15 protein-coding genes are annotated in these 19,683 nt (G+C 62.7%); 9 read left to right on the forward strand and 6 right to left on the reverse strand.

The features are described 5' to 3' along the window. Window positions 1-132 precede the first annotated feature (132 nt). From P5540_16540 to P5540_16560, 5 genes are all read left to right on the forward strand, one after another. Window positions 133-1,494, forward strand: a complete 1,362-nt coding sequence (locus tag P5540_16540) for a sulfatase (protein ID HRT66425.1) — start codon at window positions 133-135, stop codon at window positions 1,492-1,494. A gap of 90 nt (window positions 1,495-1,584) precedes the next feature. Then, window positions 1,585-2,754, forward strand: coding sequence for a Gfo/Idh/MocA family oxidoreductase (locus P5540_16545; GenBank protein ID HRT66426.1), 1,170 nt, complete (start codon window positions 1,585-1,587; stop codon window positions 2,752-2,754). A 124-nt stretch (window positions 2,755-2,878) separates the two neighbouring features. Continuing rightward, window positions 2,879-4,258: a tRNA uridine-5-carboxymethylaminomethyl(34) synthesis GTPase MnmE gene (mnmE, locus tag P5540_16550; GenBank protein ID HRT66427.1), complete on the forward strand. Its 1,380-nt coding sequence runs from the start codon at window positions 2,879-2,881 to the stop codon at window positions 4,256-4,258. A 247-nt stretch (window positions 4,259-4,505) separates the two neighbouring features. Then, window positions 4,506-5,471 (forward strand): metallophosphoesterase, encoded by a 966-nt coding sequence (locus P5540_16555; protein ID HRT66428.1) that lies wholly within the window; start codon window positions 4,506-4,508, stop codon window positions 5,469-5,471. Window positions 5,472-5,628: 157 nt separating this feature from the next. Continuing rightward, window positions 5,629-7,170: an arylsulfatase gene (locus P5540_16560; GenBank protein ID HRT66429.1), complete on the forward strand. Its 1,542-nt coding sequence runs from the start codon at window positions 5,629-5,631 to the stop codon at window positions 7,168-7,170. Window positions 7,171-7,207: 37 nt separating this feature from the next. Here P5540_16560 and P5540_16565 read toward each other — a convergent pair whose 3' ends face one another. Then, window positions 7,208-8,173 (reverse strand): ABC transporter permease, encoded by a 966-nt coding sequence (locus tag P5540_16565; GenBank protein HRT66430.1) that lies wholly within the window; start codon window positions 8,171-8,173, stop codon window positions 7,208-7,210. An 8-nt stretch (window positions 8,174-8,181) separates the two neighbouring features. Next, window positions 8,182-10,665, reverse strand: a complete 2,484-nt coding sequence (locus P5540_16570; protein ID HRT66431.1) for an ATP-binding cassette domain-containing protein — start codon at window positions 10,663-10,665, stop codon at window positions 8,182-8,184. 235 nt (window positions 10,666-10,900) lie between these two features. On the opposite strand from P5540_16570, the gene ftsY reads away from it, so the two are divergent. Together ftsY and cysS are read left to right on the forward strand one after the other, a co-directional pair. Beyond that, window positions 10,901-11,818: a signal recognition particle-docking protein FtsY gene (ftsY, locus tag P5540_16575; protein HRT66432.1), complete on the forward strand. Its 918-nt coding sequence runs from the start codon at window positions 10,901-10,903 to the stop codon at window positions 11,816-11,818. A gap of 51 nt (window positions 11,819-11,869) precedes the next feature. Further along, window positions 11,870-13,264, forward strand: coding sequence for a cysteine--tRNA ligase (cysS, locus tag P5540_16580; protein HRT66433.1), 1,395 nt, complete (start codon window positions 11,870-11,872; stop codon window positions 13,262-13,264). A gap of 81 nt (window positions 13,265-13,345) precedes the next feature. Here the strand turns inward: cysS and P5540_16585 are convergent, their stop codons facing one another. The 3 genes from P5540_16585 to P5540_16595 all read right to left on the reverse strand — a co-directional run bounded on the left by P5540_16585 (window position 13,346) and on the right by P5540_16595 (window position 16,739). Continuing rightward, window positions 13,346-14,245, reverse strand: a complete 900-nt coding sequence (locus tag P5540_16585) for a hypothetical protein (protein ID HRT66434.1) — start codon at window positions 14,243-14,245, stop codon at window positions 13,346-13,348. Window positions 14,246-14,259: 14 nt separating this feature from the next. Next, window positions 14,260-15,243: a Gfo/Idh/MocA family oxidoreductase gene (locus P5540_16590; protein HRT66435.1), complete on the reverse strand. Its 984-nt coding sequence runs from the start codon at window positions 15,241-15,243 to the stop codon at window positions 14,260-14,262. Between the two features lie 362 nt (window positions 15,244-15,605). Then, the gene (locus tag P5540_16595) at window positions 15,606-16,739 is read right to left on the reverse strand and encodes a hypothetical protein (protein ID HRT66436.1); all 1,134 of its coding nucleotides are present in this window, start codon (window positions 16,737-16,739) and stop codon (window positions 15,606-15,608) included. A 519-nt stretch (window positions 16,740-17,258) separates the two neighbouring features. Between P5540_16595 and P5540_16600 the strand changes: the two genes are divergently transcribed. After that, on the forward strand, window positions 17,259-18,152 hold the full coding sequence (locus tag P5540_16600) for a histidinol-phosphatase (GenBank protein HRT66437.1): 894 nt from the start codon (window positions 17,259-17,261) through the stop codon (window positions 18,150-18,152). 204 nt (window positions 18,153-18,356) lie between these two features. On the opposite strand, the gene P5540_16605 is transcribed toward P5540_16600, so the two are convergent. After that, entirely contained in the window at window positions 18,357-18,560 is a 204-nt protein-coding gene (locus P5540_16605) for a hypothetical protein (GenBank protein HRT66438.1), read from the reverse strand. 88 nt (window positions 18,561-18,648) lie between these two features. On the opposite strand from P5540_16605, the gene P5540_16610 reads away from it, so the two are divergent. Then, the coding region (locus P5540_16610; protein ID HRT66439.1) for a hypothetical protein at window positions 18,649-19,683 on the forward strand (1,035 nt) is incomplete at its 3' end.

Consider the following 19,683-nt stretch of genomic DNA (forward strand, 5'->3'; position numbering starts at 1 on the left):
TATCCCGCCGGATTGCTGTTTGTTACGTCCTTGTTGGCTTTGTCTTGATGGCGGCCGTTGTATAACCGGTGTGGCACAACCGTTACGAAAGTTGTGCCGCCCCCACGAGGCGCTGGAGGGTGAGTGACAACCATGCATAGGCGAACGTTTCTTGGATTGGCGGCAGCAACCCTTGCATCCCGGGCACGGGGCGCCATGCCCTCGCGCGTGCGTCCAAACGTCGTGTTCCTGTTCAGCGACGAGCACCGCTGGCAGTCCATGTCGTGCTCCGAAATGCCGGAACTGCGCACGCCGAACATGGTGCGCCTGGCCGCCGAAGGCACGATGTTTACGCATTGCATCAGCAATCTGCCGGTCTGTTCGCCGTATCGCGGAATGCTGATGACGGGCCGTTGGCCGCACCAGCAAGGCGTAACGGACAACGGCATTCCGCTCGACCCGAACCATCTTACGGCCGGCAAGGCCTTCAAGGCGGCGGGATACCGGACAGGATATATCGGCAAGTGGCATCTGGGCGGTGTGCGCGCCGAACCGTTCGGATTCGACGAGTCGCTCATCTGGACCGAGGACAACACGCATTGGGACAAGGCCCGGTATCATCCGCGCGAAGGCGATCCGATCCGTCCCAAAGGGTATAACGCGCGGCTGATGACCGATCAGGCGATTGATTTCATCGGCGTAAAGGACGAACGCCCGTTCTTCCTGATGGTGTCGTGGAATCCCCCGCATTCGGATTTCCTTGACGCGCCGGAGGAAAAGAAGGCGATGTATCCGCAGGGATCGTTGCCGTGGCGGGCCAACGTGCCGGAATCGGTGCGCCGGGGCGAAATGAAAGACAATGCCATTTGGAACAAATCCACATGGCCTTATTATCAGGGTTATCACGCGCACATTTCGGCAATTGACGACGAAATCGGACGCGTCCTTGACTGTCTCGAAGAACGCGGCCTCGACGGCGAAACCCTGGTCGTCTACACGTCCGATCACGGCAGCATGATGGGATCGCACGGTCTCGGCGGCAAACGCCAACCGTACGATGAATCGCTTCGGGTGCCGTTTTTTGTCCGATGGCCGGGCGTGGCGCCGAAAAAACGGATCTGCCGCACGCTGTTCGGTGCGCCTGACATTTTTCCCACCCTGTGCGGCCTTGCGGGAATCCCCGTGCCGGATTCCTGTACGGGACGCGATCTTTCCCGCGCGATTCTGGACGGTTCCGAACCGATGTCCGATCCGCAACTTATCATGCACATTTCCAAGGAGCACGCCTCGGGCGGCGAAAACCATCCCGCGCCGCTGTTCCGCGGATTGCGGACGGATCGTTACACCTATGCCGTGCGCGAGGACGGGCCGTGGCTCCTTTTCGACAACCGGGAGGATCCGTTCCAATTGGCGAACCGGATAGACGATCCCGCATGGGCGGCCACACGGGAAAAACTGCATGCGGACATGATCAAAAGGCTGCGGAAGGCCGGCGATCCGTTTGCCAGCAAATGAACGGCAACCGGGCCGGCCGCGCCTGCGCGGTTTTCCGCTGCCCTCTCTTTATCCTGTACAATCCTGTTATCCTGTCCAAAAGAAAACGCCGTGGGACAGGACAGGATCGTTTCAACCCGCCGCCTGCTCAAAACAGGCGCGGACATGCAGGAGGAAATGAAAATGGAACACAAATTGGGCGTGCTGGTTCATGGTGCAGGCTGGGTGGCCGGCGAACACATCAAGGCGTTTACCGCGAATCCGCACACGAAAGTGATCGCCATATCGAGCCGAAAACTCGAAAGTTGCCGGAAACGCGCCGAAGAAGCCGGGTTGACGGATGTGGCTTTCTACACGGATTACGAAAAGGCGCTGGCGCACGAAGGCGTGGACATCGTGTCGGTGTGCACGCCGCAACACCTGCACGCGGAAAACACCATCGCCGCGGCGCAGGCCGGCAAACATATCGTCATCGAAAAACCCGTCGCGAACAGTCCGGCGGACATGCGCGCCATGCTCGATGCCGTGAACAAGGCCGGCGTGCGGACGATTGTCAGTTTCGTCCTGCGCTGGAATCCGTTGTTCGAGACAATCAAGGCCATGGTGGCCGACGATTTTCTCGGCGACGTGTACTGCGTCGAAACGGACTATCAGCACGACATCGCGAGTTGGTGGACCGGCTACGAGGATGCGCGCACAAAAGAGAAGGGTGTCAGCGCACTGTTGACCGGCGGTTGCCACGCCGTTGATGCCGCGCGCTGGTTTGCCGGGAAAGGCCGGTATGAAGCGGCCACACCCGTCGAGGTCTTTGCCTATGCCGGCGGATACCGCAAGGGACTCAAGACCGAATACAACTATTTCACGTGCCGGTGGCAAGAAGCGCCGCCCCTCGAATACGACGACCTCGAAATGGTTCTGATTCGCTTCGACAACGGCGTACTCGCGAAAGTGTCCGTCAACTACGGCTGCGTAATGCCCTACACGTTTCCCATCGAAGTCTTTGGCAACCGCGGCACGATCAAGGACAACCGCGTCTGGTCGCACAAGTTCCCCGGACAGCGCAACTGGGTCACGATTCCGACCATCCTGCCGGAAAGCGCCGACGTGTCGCACCATCCCTTCCAGGGCCAGATGGACCATTTCGTGGACTGCATCCTGACCGGCCACGAATCGCACTGCAACCTCGCCGACGCCGTCAAGACCCACGAAGTCGTCTTCGCCGCCCAGCAGGCCTACCAGACCCGGCAACCCGTGAAACTGCCTCTGGATATTTCGGGATGAACAGGATGGCGCCATTGGCCGTGAACAACATGCCCGTGGATATTTTTTCCCCCATCGCCGTGGTCCCCTTGTGCGAGAAACCGGGGTCCCGACGCCGGCGAAGGACAGCGGGGCGGTTTCCATCATGATCCAGAGTCCCGAAGACACTATTGCGGCCGTGTCAACGCCGCCCGGCGAAGGCGGTATCGGCATTGTGCGACTGAGCGGCCCCGATGCCGTTGCCGTCGCGGCGCGGATTTTTGTTTCTTCCACCAGACGCGACGTCGCGCGCGATTCGCGGCGCGTGTTTCACGGGCACATCCGGGATGCGCAGGGGGGGATGATTGACGAGGTTCTGCTTCACGTCATGCGCGCGCCGCACAGTTACACGCGCGAAGACGTCGTTGAAATCAACTGCCATGGCGGAGCCGGCCCCGTCGCGGCGGTTCTCAATGAAGTTCTGCGCCACGGCGCGCGTTTGGCGCAGCCCGGCGAGTTCACCCTGCGCGCCTTCCTGAACGGGCGCATCGATCTTGTTCAGGCCGAGGCCGTGGCGGACCACATCCGGGCGCGCACGAATGCCGGATTGCGCGCGGCGGCGGCGGCGGCTTCGGGTGCGGTGTCAAAGGAATTGCATGCGATGGCTGCGGAATTGGCGGATGCGCTGGCCCGCGTCGAGGCATCCGTGGACTTTCCCGACGACGATCTGCCGGAATTGCTCGACGAATCCCTGCGGCAGCGGCTGGAAAACACACGGGCCCGCATGCAGGCGCTGTTGGACACCGCCGAAGCCGGCAGGTTGTATCGCGAAGGCGCAAGCATTGCCATTGCGGGGCGCCCCAACGTGGGAAAATCGAGCCTGTTCAACGCCCTACTGCGCGACGCGCGCGCCATCGTCTCCGCGCAGCCCGGCACCACCCGCGACCGCATTGAAGAGACGATCACGTTGTCGGGCGTGCCTGTGCGCCTCGTAGACACGGCGGGCTTGCGCCAAGCAAACGACGAGGTGGAACGCATCGGCGTGTCCATTGCGCGCGAAGCCATGCAGGCCGCGGACATCATCTTGTTCGTCGTGGACGCCACGTCGCCCGCCACCAACGCGGACGTGGCGCTGGCCGAAGAATTGCGCGGCCTCGACCGGCCCGTCTGGATCGCATTGAACAAAACCGATATCGCGCGAGGCGCCGCGTTGCCGCCGGCCTTCCAGGGATTCCACGGGCCGACGCCGGTCTCCGCCCTGACCGGGGAAGGCCTCGAATCGCTCGAAAAGGGATTGGCCGGCCTGCTTCTGGGCGATGCGCATGTCGCGCCCGAGCAGGGCCTGATTTCCCGCGCCCACCAACGAGACAGTCTTCACCGCGCCGTTGAAGCGGTCGAGCGCACCCTGGCCCGATTCGGCGATTCGCCCGAATTGCTCGGCATTGATCTGCGCGACGCGATCCAGGCAATCGGCGAAATAACCGGCGAGACCACGCCGGACGATCTGCTTGCACGCATCTTTTCAACGTTTTGCATCGGCAAATGATTCGTGAAGAAGGTAGAAGAGTCTTCCAGACTCTTGTTGAACGCGGCAAGATGCCGCGTCTACGTTGAACGCGCCGGTGCATCGCGGAACCGGAAGAACGGCAGCGAAAAGCATCCGTCCAGGATGAGTCTTGTTTGTTCCTCAAACGCCATGCGATCGAATATGATACCCAAGACATGCGGGAATGGCGCATGGGGCCGGCTTTGTTCGTTGGCTCGGAGTCCTTTGGGCAAGGAGAACCCCGGTATTGATTCGGAGCGGAAAAGCAGGCGATTCGCGTGACGCGGTCCGCGCCCGCGGAGAATTATGGCGCAAACGCCTCGCGCGCGAAGCCCGGCAGGAACGCCGGTCCTTCGAGGATCGCCCGTATCCGGACAGCCCGCGCGTCGTGGCGGCAAGGGCGCTGCTCCGCGGGCTTGGCCTTTTCGATCGCGGTGTTCGCAATGCCTCGCAGCCGGAACTGCGCACATTTACGCCGATGTTCAATGGCCTGCCGCCGGCCTTCGATGGATTCCGCATCCTGCACCTTTCGGATTTCCACTTCGACCCGCGGCTGGACGTGACCGAAACGACCTGCGCGCTTGTCAAGGGGATCGACTCGGACTTGTGCGTATTGACAGGGGATTTTCGTTTCAATCAGGGCGCGTCGTGCCAAGCGGTTTATGCCGGCCTCCGGCGTATTGTGGGCGCGGTCCGCGCACGGAACGGCGTAACCGGTATTCTCGGCAACAACGATATCGGCGCCATGGTCGAACCGATGCGGGCAATGGGCATCCGCATGTTGATCAACGAGGGATTCGCCATCGAGCGGGACGGCGCGACGATCTGGATCGGCGGCGTGGACGATCCGCACGATTTTCGCGCCGCGAGCATTGCCGCCGCGTTCGACGGCGCGCCGGACGGGGCGTTTGCCGTCTTGCTCGCGCATTCGCCGGAACTCGTCAAATGCGCGGAACGACACGGCGCGGACCTGTATCTTTGCGGTCATACGCACGGCGGCCAGATCCGCCTGCCGTTCATCGGACCGTTCTTTCTCAACACCCGCTGTTCACGCCGGTTTTGCGCGGGTCCGTGGCGCCACGGGAACATGCAGGGTTTTACGACCACCGGCCTTGGCGCGTCCACGTTGCCGGTCCGCTACAACTGCCGTCCGGAGGCGGTCCTCATCGAATTGCGGCGGTCGTCCGGTTCAGTCTCCCCGGGCGCCGGCTGAGGCGCGGCGGACGCCGTGCTATACTTGCATTCATGCGTTTTTAGTTTTTTGTCCGCAACTTCTGTGTGTGATGCCCAGAAGTTGCGGACAAAGAAATCATGCCCTTGATTGATGCATTGCGGCTGAGCCGCCTTAGTGCGTTGTCGGAGGAAAAAGCATGAATACCGGTCGTGCATCCCATTTGACCCGCCGCGGTTTCATGGCGGCGTCGGCGGCCGCGATATCGCTGGCGGCGGGAAAACGAAGGATCCCGCGCGAACGGCCGCATATCCTGTTGCTGATGGCGGACCAATTCCGCGCGGACTGCGTGGGCGCCTCGGGCAATCGCGCAATCTCGACGCCGCATCTCGACGGCATCGCCCGCGAAGGCGTCCTGTTTTCCTGCGCCTATTCCTGCACGCCGACCTGCACGCCGGCGCGGGCCGCGTTGCTGACGGGCCTTGGGCCGTGGCGCAACGGACTGCTGGGCTACGGGCGAGTAGGGGAAAAATATCCCGTTGAAATGCCCGCCGCGTTGCGGGATGCGGGGTATTACACGTGCGGCATCGGCAAGATGCACTGGCATCCCCAACGCAACCCGCACGGGTTCCACCAAATGCTGCTCGACGAGTCCGGGCGCGCGGAATCCCCGGGTTTCCAAAGCGATTACCGCGCATGGTTCGCTTCGAAGGCGCCGGCATTGAATCCCGACGCGACCGGCATCGGCTGGAATTCGTACAGGGCGGGCGCGTACGCCCTGCCGGAACGCCTGCATCCGACGCGTTGGACGGGCGACACGGCCGCGCGCTTCATCAAGGAATACGATCGCGCGGAACCCTTTTTCCTGAAAGTTTCGTTTGCGCGTCCGCACAGCCCCTACGATCCGCCGAAACGGTTCCTGAAGCGATACCGCGACGCGGACCTGCCGGCGGCCGCCGTGGGCGCATGGGCGTCGCGGCATGCCGAACGCAGCGGGCCGGACGACACGATATGGCACGGCGACCTCGGCGCGGATCAGGTGCGCTGTTCGCGGCAGGCGTACTACGGTTCGGTGTCGTTCGTGGACGAACAGATCGGGCGCATTCTCGAAATGCTCGACCAGCGCGGCTGGCTCGACGAAACGCTGATTGTGTTCACGGCGGATCACGGCGACATGCTCGGCGACCACCACCTGTGGCGCAAGTCCTACGCCTACGAATCCTCCGCGCGCATTCCCATGCTGATGCGCTGGCCGAAAGGCGCGGCGGACGCACCGCGCGGCGCCGTGTCCGCGAGGCCGGTCGAATTGCGCGACGTGCTTCCGACGTTTCTCGACGCGGCGGGCGCGCCGGGCGCGGAATCGCTCGACGGCCGCAGCATGCTGAATCTTCTGCGCAATCCGGCAGCCGATTGGCGTCCGTTTCTCGACCTCGAACACGACATCTGTTACGCGCCGGAAAATCATTGGAGCGCGCTGACGAACGGGAAGCACAAGTATATTTTCCACGCGATGGACGGTTCGGAGCAGTTGTTCGATCTCGAACGCGATCCGCATGAAACCACGGATCGTTCAGGGGATGCCTCCCACGCGGAAATCCTGCGTTTGTGGCGCGCGAGGCTCGTCGAACATTTGGCCCCGCGCGGGGAAACGTTCGTGGAAAACGGCCGCCTCGCGCTCCGGCCCACGAGCACGCTCTACTCGCCGAACTACCCCGGCTGTTCGTGCCACAAACACGCCTGAGCCGCAAGGTCCGCCGAAAGCCCGTCTGCCTTCGCGGTCACGATCGTGTGCGCGCAGCGGCCATCCATTCGTTGAAGACGGCGGTCAGGATCAGCAGCGCGCCGACGAATATCACCACATGCTGCGATTTCACGCCGGCCATTTCGAGACCGTACCGCAGAAGGCCGATGATCAAAAGGCCAAGCAACGATCCCGGCACGGAACCCTGCCCGCCGCTGACGCGCGTGCCGCCGACGACGACACAGGCGATCGCCTCGAGTTCCATGCCGGTGGCGGCGTCGGCCTTGGCGGTCGCATAGAGCGCCGTGTTGAACAGCGCCGCCACGCCGCACACCGCGCCGCAGGCGGTGTACAGCGCGAGCGTCATCCGGCCCACGTCAATGGCGGCGAACCGCGCGGCGGTCCGGTTCTCGCCGATGCACTCGGCAAAGCGTCCGATCCACGACTTGCGCATCAGAATCCAGCCCAGCGCCGCCGCCGCCAGCAGCGCGAAAATCGGCACGGGCACAAACGCCGTGTCGCCGCCGCCCAGGGGAATTCCGAAGGCGTCACCCTGGCTGATCCAGAGGAAACTTTCGGGAAAGTCGCTGACGGTGCGCGCCTGGCTCAGGCCCATCGCGACGCCCCGAAACAGCGCCATCGTCGCGAGCGTCGCGACGAGCGGCGGAATGCCCAGGAAACCCGATGCCATGCCATTGACCGCGCCGCCGGCCACGCCCGCCGCCACCGCCGCGCAAGCCGCCGCCGCAATGGGCCACTGGGCGTCGCTGTAAAGCAGCCCGAAGACGATCGTGCACATCGCTACGATCGATCCGACCGAAAGATCAATGCCGGCCGTCGCGATGATGAAGGTCATCGGGACCGCGACGAGTCCCGGAACGACCCAGTACCGCGCGCGTTCGAACAGACTGAACCCGTCGAGGAAACCGTCCACAAACATCCCGAATCCGGCAAACAGGATCGCAAGCACACCGGCAAGAACCGCCTCGCGGGAAAGTAGCATGCGGCGGATCATCGCCCGCCCCCCCGCGCGCGTTGCAGCAGGGCGTCCACGGCCACGGCCATCAGGATCAGGCCCCCGACGAAAATGCTCTGCCAATACGAACTCGCTTCGAGCAGGATCAACATGTTGTACAAGAGCGCCACCAGAAACGCGCCGAGCAGCGTGCCCAGCGCCGATCCGCGTCCGCCGAGGATGTTGCAGCCGCCGATGACCGCCGCCGCGATCGCCTTCAGTTCCATGCCTTCGCCCGTGTTGGCCTGCACCGTGCCGTAGTAGCCGGACGCCAGCACCGCCGTCAGACCCACGAACGCCCCCGACACGCCGAACACAAACAGCGTCAACCGCGTCTTGGACAAGCCGATGAGGCGCGCGGCGGTTTCGGAATTGCCCAGGGCCAGCACGCGCCGCCCCGTCAGGGTGTACCGGAGGATCAGGTGCGTGATCAGGGTCGCCGCGATGACGTAGTAACAGATTTTGGGCAGGCCGAACCACAGGCCGTCCGCGATCGCGCGAAAGCCCGGCGGCAACTGCATAACCTCGCTGCCGCCGGTTACGATCCGCATGAATCCGCGGTAGATGCTGAGTCCGGCGAGCGTCACGATGATCGGATGGATCCGCGCCGCGAGCGACAGGCCCGCGTTGATCAGTCCGCAGCCCGCGCCCGCCGCTATCGCCAGCCCGAGGCATGCCAGCGGCGGCGCGCCCGCCTTGGCCGCGAGCGCGGACGCAGCCGCCACAAGCCCCATCATCGAACCGACGGAGATATCAATCCCACCCGCGCAGATAATCAGCATCGCGCCCTGCGCCATGATGGCGGGCATCGCCGCGTTCGCCAGTATGTCGAAAAGGTTGCGCGCGTTGGCGAATTCGGCGGGTTTCAGCACGGTCATGACGAGCGACAGGACGGCGATGAATCCAAGCAGGCCCAATGCGCGAAAACGCAGCAGGCGCGCAACGGCGCCTGGCCGCGGATGCGCGGCGGTGTTCGCCCCGGCCTCCGTGGCGCGGGGAACCGCCGCGGCTGCGATGGCCTCCTCACCGTCCGCGCCCGGCACGAAAGATCCAGTGATGCGGCCTTCGGACAGCGTGACGACGCGGTCGCTCAACGCCATGATTTCGGGAAGTTCCGAACTGATGAGCAGGATCGCCGCGCCGCTTGCCGCGCGGTCGCGGATCAATTTGTGGATCTCGCCCTTCGCGCCGACATCCACCCCGCGCGTCGGTTCGTCGAGCAGGATCACGCGCGGATTCAGGGCCTGCCAGCGCCCGAAGACCACTTTCTGCTGGTTGCCGCCGCTGAGCGTGCCGATGGGCTGCTCCATCGAAGTCGCGCGGACGTTCATCTCGCGCATGATCCGCGCCGCGAGCGCCCGTTCCGCGCGCGCGCGCACCATGCCGGCGATGGACAGGTTACGCAACGCCGCAACGCTTGCGTTCGCGCGAAGGGGATGCGTCCGGAACACGCCCTGCACCAGCCGGTCTTCGGGGAGATATGCGAGACCCGCCCGGACGGCCTGGCGCGGCGAACGCACGGCAAGCGTTTCGCCGTCCACGGCGATCGCGCCCGACGCGAGCGGTTCGATGCCAAACAGCGCCTGGGCAAACTCGCTGCGGCCCGCGCCCACGAATCCGTAAAGGCCGACGATTTCGCCCGCGCGCACGTCGAGCGACACGTCGTGAAACGCGCCCGACCGGCTCGCGGCCCGTTCGACGCGCAGCCGGACCGCGCCCGGCGCCCGCGTTTCGCGCCGCTGTTCATATACGACCGCCCGGCCGACCATCGCTGCCACCATGCGGTCCATTGTCAATGCGGACACGGGCTGCGTTTCGACGGTCTCGCCGTCGCGCATGATGGTGACCCGGTCGCACAATGCCAGCACCTCTTCGAGCCGGTGGCTGACGTAGACGATTCCCACGCCCGCGTCGCGCAGTCCGCGTATCCGCGCAAACAGGTTTTCGATTTCCTTCAGGGTGAGCGAGGAGGTCGGTTCATCCAGAAACAGCACACGGGCCCGATCGGACACCGCCGCGGCAATGCCGGCCATCATGCGCCGCGCCACGGACAGCCCCCCCGCCTCCGCGCGCACGTCGAACGATTCGCCCATCGCCGACATGATGCGCTCCGCCTCGCCATACGTCGCGCGCCAATCCACGAAAGGCCCCCAGCGCACGAGGCCGCGTCCCAACAGCATATTTTCCGCGAGGCTCATCTGGGCGAAGAGATCGGCTTCCTGATGGACCACCGCGATCCCGGCGCGCGCCGCCTGCCGCGTCGTCGAAAAGGACACGGGCCGTCCTGTGTAGCGGATCGTGCCCGCATCCGGGCGAAACAACCCCGTCGCGACATTGATCAGGGTACTTTTTCCCGCGCCGTTCTCGCCGATCAGCCCGTGCACCTCGCCCGCGCACACCTCCAACCGCACGCCGCGCAACGCGGGGACCCCGCCAAAGCCCTTGTGAATATCGTCGAGTTCCAGCACCACCGCGCTCATAAGGCGAAATCATAAGGACCGGATTCCCGCGAATCAAGGCCGATCAAGGCCCTGTTCCCCAGTTTCCGGTTTTCTTGTGCCATTCCGGCAAGGCATGATAGCATTCCGTTTTGTTTATCCTGCGTCTGGCGCCGTGCCCGCAATTGTCAAGGGGGCGTTTGTTGATTGCGTCAAGGACAACAGGCGCGGGCGGATACGATTCGGCGTTGAATCGAATTGGGAGACAGAGCGAATCATGGGCTTTTTTGGACGCCTGCGCGAGCGGTTGAGCAAGACGCGCACGAGTCTTGTGCACAATGTGCGGCGGGTGCTGACGCTGCGGCCGTTGATAGATGATGACGTTTTCGATGAACTTGAGCAAATCCTGATCGAAGCCGATCTGGGCGTCGAAACCACGATGGGAATCATCGGGGACATGCGGCGCATCGCCCGCGAGAAAGGCCTCACGTCTTCGGAGGAATTGTACGCGGTGCTCAAGGACGAACTGGTGGCCATCCTCGAACCCGGCGATCACGCGATGACGTGGACCGCGCCGGACGGCGGTCTCCACGTGACGCTCATCGTCGGCGTAAACGGTTCCGGAAAGACGACGACGATCGGCAAACTGGCGGCCCAACTCGTGAATGACGGCAAGAACGTCATGCTGGGGGCGGCGGACACGTTCCGCGCGGCGGCGGTTGAACAACTCACGATCTGGAGCGAGCGGACGGGCGCGCCGATTGTCAAGCACAAGGACGGGGCCGATCCCGCCGCCGTGGCCTACGATGCGGCCGACGCCGCGATCTCGCGCGGCATGCAATGCCTGCTGATAGACACGGCCGGGCGGTTGCACACCAAGGTGAACCTAATGGAAGAATTAAAGAAGATCCAGCGCGTGATCGGGAAACGCCTGCCGGGCGCGCCGCACGATGTGCTGCTGGTGCTTGACGCGACCACGGGACAGAACGGCTTGCAGCAGGCCAAACTTTTCACCGAAGCCTTGAAGGTCACCGGTGTCGTGCTGACCAAATTGGACGGAACGGCAAAAGGCGGCATTGCGGTGGCCATCCAGAAACAGTTGGGCATTCCCATCAAGGCGATCGGCGTCGGCGAGGGCGTCGAGGATTTACAGCCGTTCAATGCGCGGGAATTCGTCGAGGCGCTATTTAGTTGAGAACATCGGTCGGATCGGACGGATCGGTCGGATCGTGGGAGGGTTGGCGTCGTGGCCATTCGCTTTTACAATACATTGTCACGGCGGCTGGAAGAATTCGAGCCGCTGATCCCGGGGCAAGTCCGCATGTACACCTGCGGCCCGACGGTCTACAATTTCGCGCACATCGGCAATTTCCGCACGTACCTGTTCGAGGATTTGTTGCGCCGCCACCTCAAGTATCGAGGGTATGCCGTCACGCAGGTCATGAACCTGACCGATGTCGAGGACAAAACCATCCGCGCGAGCCGCGAAACCGGCGTGCCGCTCAAGGAACTTACGAAAAAGTACATTGACGCGTTCTTCGCGGATCTCGACACGTTGCGCATCGAGCGCGCGGAGCATTATCCCGCCGCGACGGACCACATCCCGGAGATGGTGGCCATCATCAAGCGGCTTCGCGAGAAGGGCCATACCTATGAGGCGGGCGGAAGCACGTATTTCCGGTTGAGTTCGTTTCCGGGCTACGGGCGCCTGAGTCATTTTGACCTGTCCCGGCTCAAGGAGGGGGCGAGTGGCCGCGTGGACCTCGACGAGTACGGCACGGAGGACGCACGGGATTTCGCGCTTTGGAAGGCCCACGACGCCGACGATGGTGATGTGTATTGGGACACGGAACTCGGGCGCGGACGACCCGGGTGGCACATCGAGTGCTCGGCGATGAGCATGAAATACCTCGGCGAGTCGTTCGACATCCACACGGGCGGCATTGACAACATGTTTCCGCATCACGAAAACGAGATTGCGCAATCGGAATGCGCAACAGGGCAGACGTTCGTCAAATACTGGCTGCATTCGGCGCATCTGATGGTCGAAGGCCGGAAAATGGCGAAATCGTTTGGAAATTTCTACACGTTGCGGGATTTGGTCGAGGCGGGCCACAATCCGATCGCGATTCGCTGGGTGCTCCTCGCCACGCATTACCGCCAGCCGAGCAATTTCACGTTCGAGGCCGTCGAGGCCGCGAACCAAGCCCTGCAGCGCATCAAGGATTTCCGGCTGCGGTTGAAAAATGCCATGGGCAGCGGATCCGATCTCGCCGCCGAAATCGAAACCTGCGAAAAGGCGTTCGGCGCGGCGTTGGACGATGATCTCAACATTTCCGGCGCACTGGCGGCCGTGTTCGATTTCGTCCGCGATGTAAACCGGCTGATCGATCGCGGCGAGGCGGGGGCGCGCGGCGCCGAAAACGCCACCGCGCTGCTCGAACGGCTCGACGCGGTTACAGGACTGTTTCCGGTCATGGAAGACGCCGTTCCGCAAGCGGTGCTCGATCTCGCCCTGGAACGCCAGCAGGCGCGGCGAAACAAGGATTTCGCGCGCGCCGACGCCATTCGAAATCAACTGGCGAACGATGGCTGGATCATCGAGGATACGCCCGACGGCCCCCGCGTCAAACGCAAGTAACCGCCTTTTTCTTTCGCGGGAAAAGAAGGCGGAAAAGAAAAGCGGCGGATGGGCGTTGTCAACAGGGACGAACCGAGTCGTTCACACGTTCAGGGACCTTTTTCGGAAGATCAGACAGGCAACGGCGGCAATCGCGGCGATCAAGGGCCATGCGTCGCACGCGGGCATGGGGTAGGCCGTGGTCTTCAATTCATCGCGCACCGATGCCGCCACGGCGTCCAGTTCCGCGCGGTAGTCCCCGCAGAGAACCTCCGCGCGGGCCATGATGGCATCCGCCGTGATTTCATCGGTTTCCAGGATTGCCGCCATGCCTTGGACCAATATCGAGCGGATAGCCGGCAGATCCTGCATGGCCAGTTGCATGCCGTAGACACGGATCAACGTGCGATAATTCGAGGCCATCGCATGGATCGTGGACTGCGCCTGTTCGAGCGTCAACCCCGGCACGCGCTGCGAGAGAGGCCACGCGAACGCGTCCACCAGTAGTTGGGCGTGCGTGGAGGTGAACGATTCGGCCGCCCGCGCCATGACGTCGCCCCACCACGGGCCGAAGTCGCGGCGGATCAGGTAATCGAGCACGGCCTCGATAACGTCTTCGCCGCGATAGATACTGATGCCGAATTCATCTTCCAGTTGGCGCATGCGCGCCGTGAAATACGTGTCCGGCGCGCCGGGATCGTAGTAGCAATGGGCGTAATGGTCGGCGCCCCATGCGCCGTTGTGCGTGGCGAATCCCATCGAAAATGGGGCCGGGGCCAGACGGTCGAACTCGAAATGCGTCATGGACTGAATCGCATTTTTGATTTCCGGCGAGGGGGCCATGCCGAAGAAATCGGGCGCCGTCGAACCGTAAAGAACTTCGGGCCATGTCGTGCCGCAGACCCGCCATGCGATGTAGGCGTGCGTGCTCATGCCGAACCCGAAGGCATTCGTGGACAGACCCGCCAGCGCGATCGTTGACATCCAGGCCGCCCTGCGCATGATCTTCGCCTCCGCTACGCGATCGTCCGTGTCTGTTCGCGCGCCTTGTAGGCGTTTTCCATCAATTCGGTAAGTTGAATGCCCTCATCAAGTCCGAAGGGAATCGGCATGCCGTGCAGGATCGCGTCGGTCCAGATGCGGATGGGACGCGGCAGGGCGGGGGGCAGGTCCACGGGGCGAATCCAGCCCTGGATCGCGCCGCTGGCCTTGTCCGAACGCAGAAGGACGCCGTCTTCCGGTCCGCCGGTGAACAGCGAACCCGCCGTCCCGTGCAGTTCAAGTATGTCGGGACAATGCCGCGAGACGAAACTGGTCTCGACGACGGCAATCGCCTTGTTCGCGAATTCGATGACGGACACGGCATTGTCTTCGACGGCGTGATCCGTCTTGTGCAGGAAGGTGGAATGAATGCGTTCGGGGGGGCCGAGGATCCAGCGCGCAAGATACATTGGATGCGCGCCGAGGTCCATCATTGCGCCGCCCCCGCAGGCCACGGGATCGTAAAAATGCGGAGGCAACCAGCCGCTGCTCGCCCCGTCATGCGCAACGCGCACGCGCAGCAGCGTGATGTCGCCGATCAGGCCCTCCTCCGCGACTCGTTTCGCGAAGAGAAATTTCGGGCGCGTGCGCGCGGGAAACGAGATGCAGAACTTGACGCCGGCCTTGCGCACGGCATCCGCGATGGCCTCGCATTCCCGGACAGTCGGCGCCATGACCTTTTCGGTGAAAATATGCTTGCCCGCGTTTGCGGCGGCGATCATGACTTCGGCATGGCGGTTCGTGGGGGCATCGCACACGATGCCGTCCACATCGCCGCGCGCCATGAATCGTTGCAGGTCCGGTTCGAAAGATATACCGAGTTCGGCGGCCCACGCCGTTCCCCGGTCCGAATCCTCGTCCCACACGGCCGTGATGGCCACACCGGGGATTTCCTTCAGTTCGTTTGCATACCCACGGGCATGCACATGCCAGCCACTGGCCATTCCCACTCGCAACATGATTCGGTCCCTCCTCGTTTCCGAAAAACACGGCGCCGGTCCGGACATTTCGCCCAAACCGGCGTCATCATACCGAATCGGTTATTTCCAGGCCAATTTCAGAAAGACCCCCTCCGCTAGGAGGAGGCGCCCGCAGGCCGCGAAGTCGTGCGGTCGTAGTCGGAAGCGCGGCCTGCGGGGCCAACCATGGCGACTGCTTGACACCCACAAGGGGTTGGATTAGAGAACGCAACGTTTATGCCAAATCCTGATCGCCGGAAAAACGGCGTAAGTCCTTGCATTTCGAGCCGGGCGCTTCCCCCCTGCGCCCTTCAGGATACGAATTTCCGCACATTTGGTGCGGAATTCCGCAAAAAAAAAGGTCAAAAGACCCGTGGCGTTCCCTTGGCGACATGGCGCCCCAGCAACATCATGAGCGCGAAGAAAACGATCTGCGTGAACCAGAAGCCGACGCCGTACATGCCGTCCGGATAGGCCATCTTGACGAATTGCAAGCAGAAGGCGCCCGTCATAATCCACGCCATGAGCGCCTTGGCCGTTTTCGTTTCGTTCCATGTGCGCCAATCGGCCAGCCGCATCCAGAAGATCAGGCCGGCTAGGGCCGCCGCGGCCAGCAGGCCGTAAACCGCCACGATGCCCGCGGGCATTACGCGGCGTTCCAACCCCCAGTATGTGAAGACATTGAGACCGTTCCACAGGGGCACGAACCATGCGGCGTAGACGATGCCCAGCGCGGCGGGCCACGCTTGGAGCGGTTCCGGCGGCGAGACGGCGTCCTCGTCCATTGCGCGGACCGCCACGCCCCAGGACAGGCCGCCGCAAAGCCCCCAAGTCATTTCGGCGACTTTCCACCAGTCAATCGGCAGGCCGGTGCGTTCTCCAAAGACACAACACCAGCTTCCCAGTGGAAAGCCCATTCCGAAACCGGCGGCGCTCATTACCGCCGCGAAAAAGGCCGCGCGATCTCGTTTGACAAAGCGAAGCCATGCCACAAAGGCCAATCCGGCCGCGAGAAGTCCCCAGGTATTGTCGTAACGCGACCATTCGCCGTCGGGATGCCAAGCGCTGGCCGGCAGATAGATCGCGGTCAACGGCAGCAGCCAGAGGGCATCGCGTGCGCGGTAGCGGACATCGCTCAACGCCATGCCCAGTCCCCCGCCGCCGATTGCGCCCCAGATCGACCCCTTCAACAACAGGAGCGACGTGCACAAGATCGCGCAGTCCGGCTTGCCCAGCGATCCGGCAACGGTTCCGTAGCTCATCGAACCACCGATGGCGAGGCCGATTCCGCCGCCCATGCACACCCACGCGAACCGCAGGCGCTTGCGGCGGTCCGGGGTCACAAGAATGACGGCCAAGGCGCCCAGCACGCCCGCCAGCATGGCGCCGCGTTCGTGGCCGATTTGCCCCCGGATTCCCCAGCCCAGCGCCATCGCGATTCCGCATACCCACAGGTAACGGAACAATCCGGGCCGGTATGGCGAGCGCGGTTTCATGACAATACTTTACATCACCGCACATCCCGGGTCATAGCAACCGGTCTGCCGGCAAGGAAAACATCATGATGATTCCAAATCCGCACACAAGGAATGCGGCAAGGGCGTCGCGTCCTCGGCCGAAGCGGCATCTTGCCGTTTTCCTGTCGTATCGTTTGTTCCAAAACGTCATGATTGGACGTGGGTATCACTCACAATCCAATTTCTCTTCGTGCTCATCATCGTGCTCGTCAACGTAATCGCACTCGAAACTCCGCGATTTTCGCACTTGCTAAATCATGTTGACGGGCCTGAATACGTTTTTCGTTTCTTTATCCGCAACTTCTGTGCATGTTGCGCGGAAATGGCGGACAAAAAACATGCCCCTGATTGAGGCAATGCAACGGATTCGCCTTGAATGCGGATAGAAAATCGACATGATCATGTTGCCGTGTTTCCCGGACATGGTCTATGATGGGACAGGGTCGGCGCGATGCAGCCTTGAAATGGAACGCCGATGCGTGACCGTTTGGAGTTGTCATGAGTCTTTTGGAACGATCGCCGTGGGCGGTTTCCCTTCATGGGGGGCACAGCCGCGATTATTGCGATCATGCGGACAGCACGCTGCGTGAAATTCTGGACGCGGCGCTGGCGGCGGGGTACCGCATCTATGGCGTCACGGAGCACGCACCGCGCGACGATCCGCGATTTCTCTATCCGGAGGAAATCAAACTCGGCTGGGACGTACCGAAGATCCAGCGCGATTTTGCGGCCTATGCCCGCGAAACGCAGTTGCTCGCGGGAGAATATGCCGGACGGCTGCTGGTGTTGCGCGGTTTTGAGGCGGAAGTTGTTCCGTGGGAGCGGTATGTGGACATCACCTTGGATTTGCGCGCGCGCCACCATTTCGACTACGTGGTCGGATCGGTCCACTGGATCGATGATCGCATCACGGACTATTCACAGGAATCCTTCGACGAGGCGCTGAGGGAGTACCGGAATTTGGAAGCGATGGCCGTGCATTATTACGAGCGGGTCGCGGCGATGGTCCGCGCGTTGCGTCCGGAGGTGGTGGGACACTTGGACGTCATCCGAAAATATGCCCGGCCGCACGGTCCCGTGGACACACCCGCCATCCGCGACGCGGCCGACGGCGCCTTGGAAGCCATCCGCGACGCGGGGAGCATCCTCGACATCAACACGGCGGCCTACCGGAAAGGGTTCGACACGCCCTATCCGGCGCCGTGGCTGCTGGAACGCGCAGTCCATCATTTCGGCATCGGCGTGTGTTTCGGCGACGACAGCCATGGGGTCGCGCAAGTCGGCGCCGGCATTCTGGAAGCCCGCGCCTACCTGCTTGATCACGGCGTTGGAGAATTGGTCACGCTCGAACGGACCGAACACGGTCTGGAACGCCGACACATTCCCCTTTGAACCCATAATCCCTGTTCGATGCGGGGTTTCGAGGGTGGCCGAATCCTCGCAGGTTGAAAACGGATCCTGAATAAACGCCTCCGCGGATAGCGTTTCCCACGTCAATGCCTTAAGGTTTGGCTTCTCCAAGAAAAACAAAAGTCTTGGATAATGCATACAACCAATGAATATTCCTTGATTTAGCGAGTGCGAAAATCGCGGAGTTTAGAGTGCGATTACGATGACGATAACGAGCACGATTACGAGCCGGTCCGCGAAAATGGCGTGGCTTCGGAAAAGACAGGCTGAACAGTTTTTCCTGCCTTCCGCGCCTAAAAAAATCCATGCGCGTTCAGGGCCGATGGATACAGGCAGGAATCCGGTGCTCAAGCAACACTTGAAGGTCGTCTTGAACAAGAATTTTGTCATGATAGCCAAGTTTTATGATAAGATTCAGATGAATAAAGACTTGGGCAGACAGGTGTGCCTGTCGGCAGATTAATGGAGAGGGTGTGTCATGACGAAATTTCATTGCTTTTGTCCGGTATTCGCATGTCTGCTTGTGTTGGGATTGGCGGCCTTGTGGGGAGGCGCGACCGCCCATGCCGATCCATACGAAAGTTCAGGCGTGTTGCTTGATCTCGTGGCCATGGAAGGCGAGACGATTACCATTGACACGGGCATCACGCCGCCGACGCTGGTCATAGATTCGTTTCCCATTTCTTATTTATATCGCGGACGCGTGGATACCGGCGTTGCGGTGTTCGATTTCAACAACGTCTATATTGATCGCAACGTAAACGTGATTGTGCTGGGCGCGCGGCCCTTGTCATTGGCGGCCAAGGGCGACATGACCATCGGCTCGAGTTTCGATGTTTCCGCAGGAACAGCCGGAGGCGGCGCAGGGGGTGCGGGTGGCGCGGGATCGAAAGGCGGCGCGGGCGGCACGGGCGGTGCGGGCGGCATGGGCGGCAACGGCGGTGCGGGTGGCGTGGGCGGAAGCGCCGAGGGCGGCGCGTCCAATCCAGGCAATCCCGGCCTTCCGGGTTCCGCCGGTTCGAGTGGTTCGCCCGGTGGTGCGGGCCAGCCCGGCGCAGACAATACCGGCGTCACCGGGGCCCGTGGCGGCGCGGGTTATGGCAATGTGGCCACTGCGGGCGGCGCGGGGGGTGCGGGCGGCACGGGCGGTTCGGCGGGCACCGGCTCGACCGTGGTCGGATCCGGTGGCACGGCGGGCACAAAAGTAGGCAGCGGCGGCACGCTGGCCGATTTGACTTTTTTGGGTATTGAAATCATTTATGGTCTGCCCGGCGGTTCGCCGGGGCTTTTGTCCGCCGGTGACTATCCCGGAAACGGCGGCGCGCCTGGAACAGGCAATGCCACGGTCGGTGGTAGCGGCGGCACCGGTTCTCCGGGGGGTAATGCGACATTTACAGCGGATGCCTCTTCTCTGGTTTTGGCGGCAGGTCCGGGCGGCGGTGGCGGCGGTGGCGGCGGCGGTGGCGGCGGTGGTGGCGGCGGCGGCGGCGGTGGCGGCGGCGGCGGCGCGGGT

This window comes from Candidatus Hydrogenedentota bacterium (genome assembly GCA_035450225.1).
GTDB lineage: Bacteria > Hydrogenedentota > Hydrogenedentia > Hydrogenedentales > SLHB01 > DSVR01.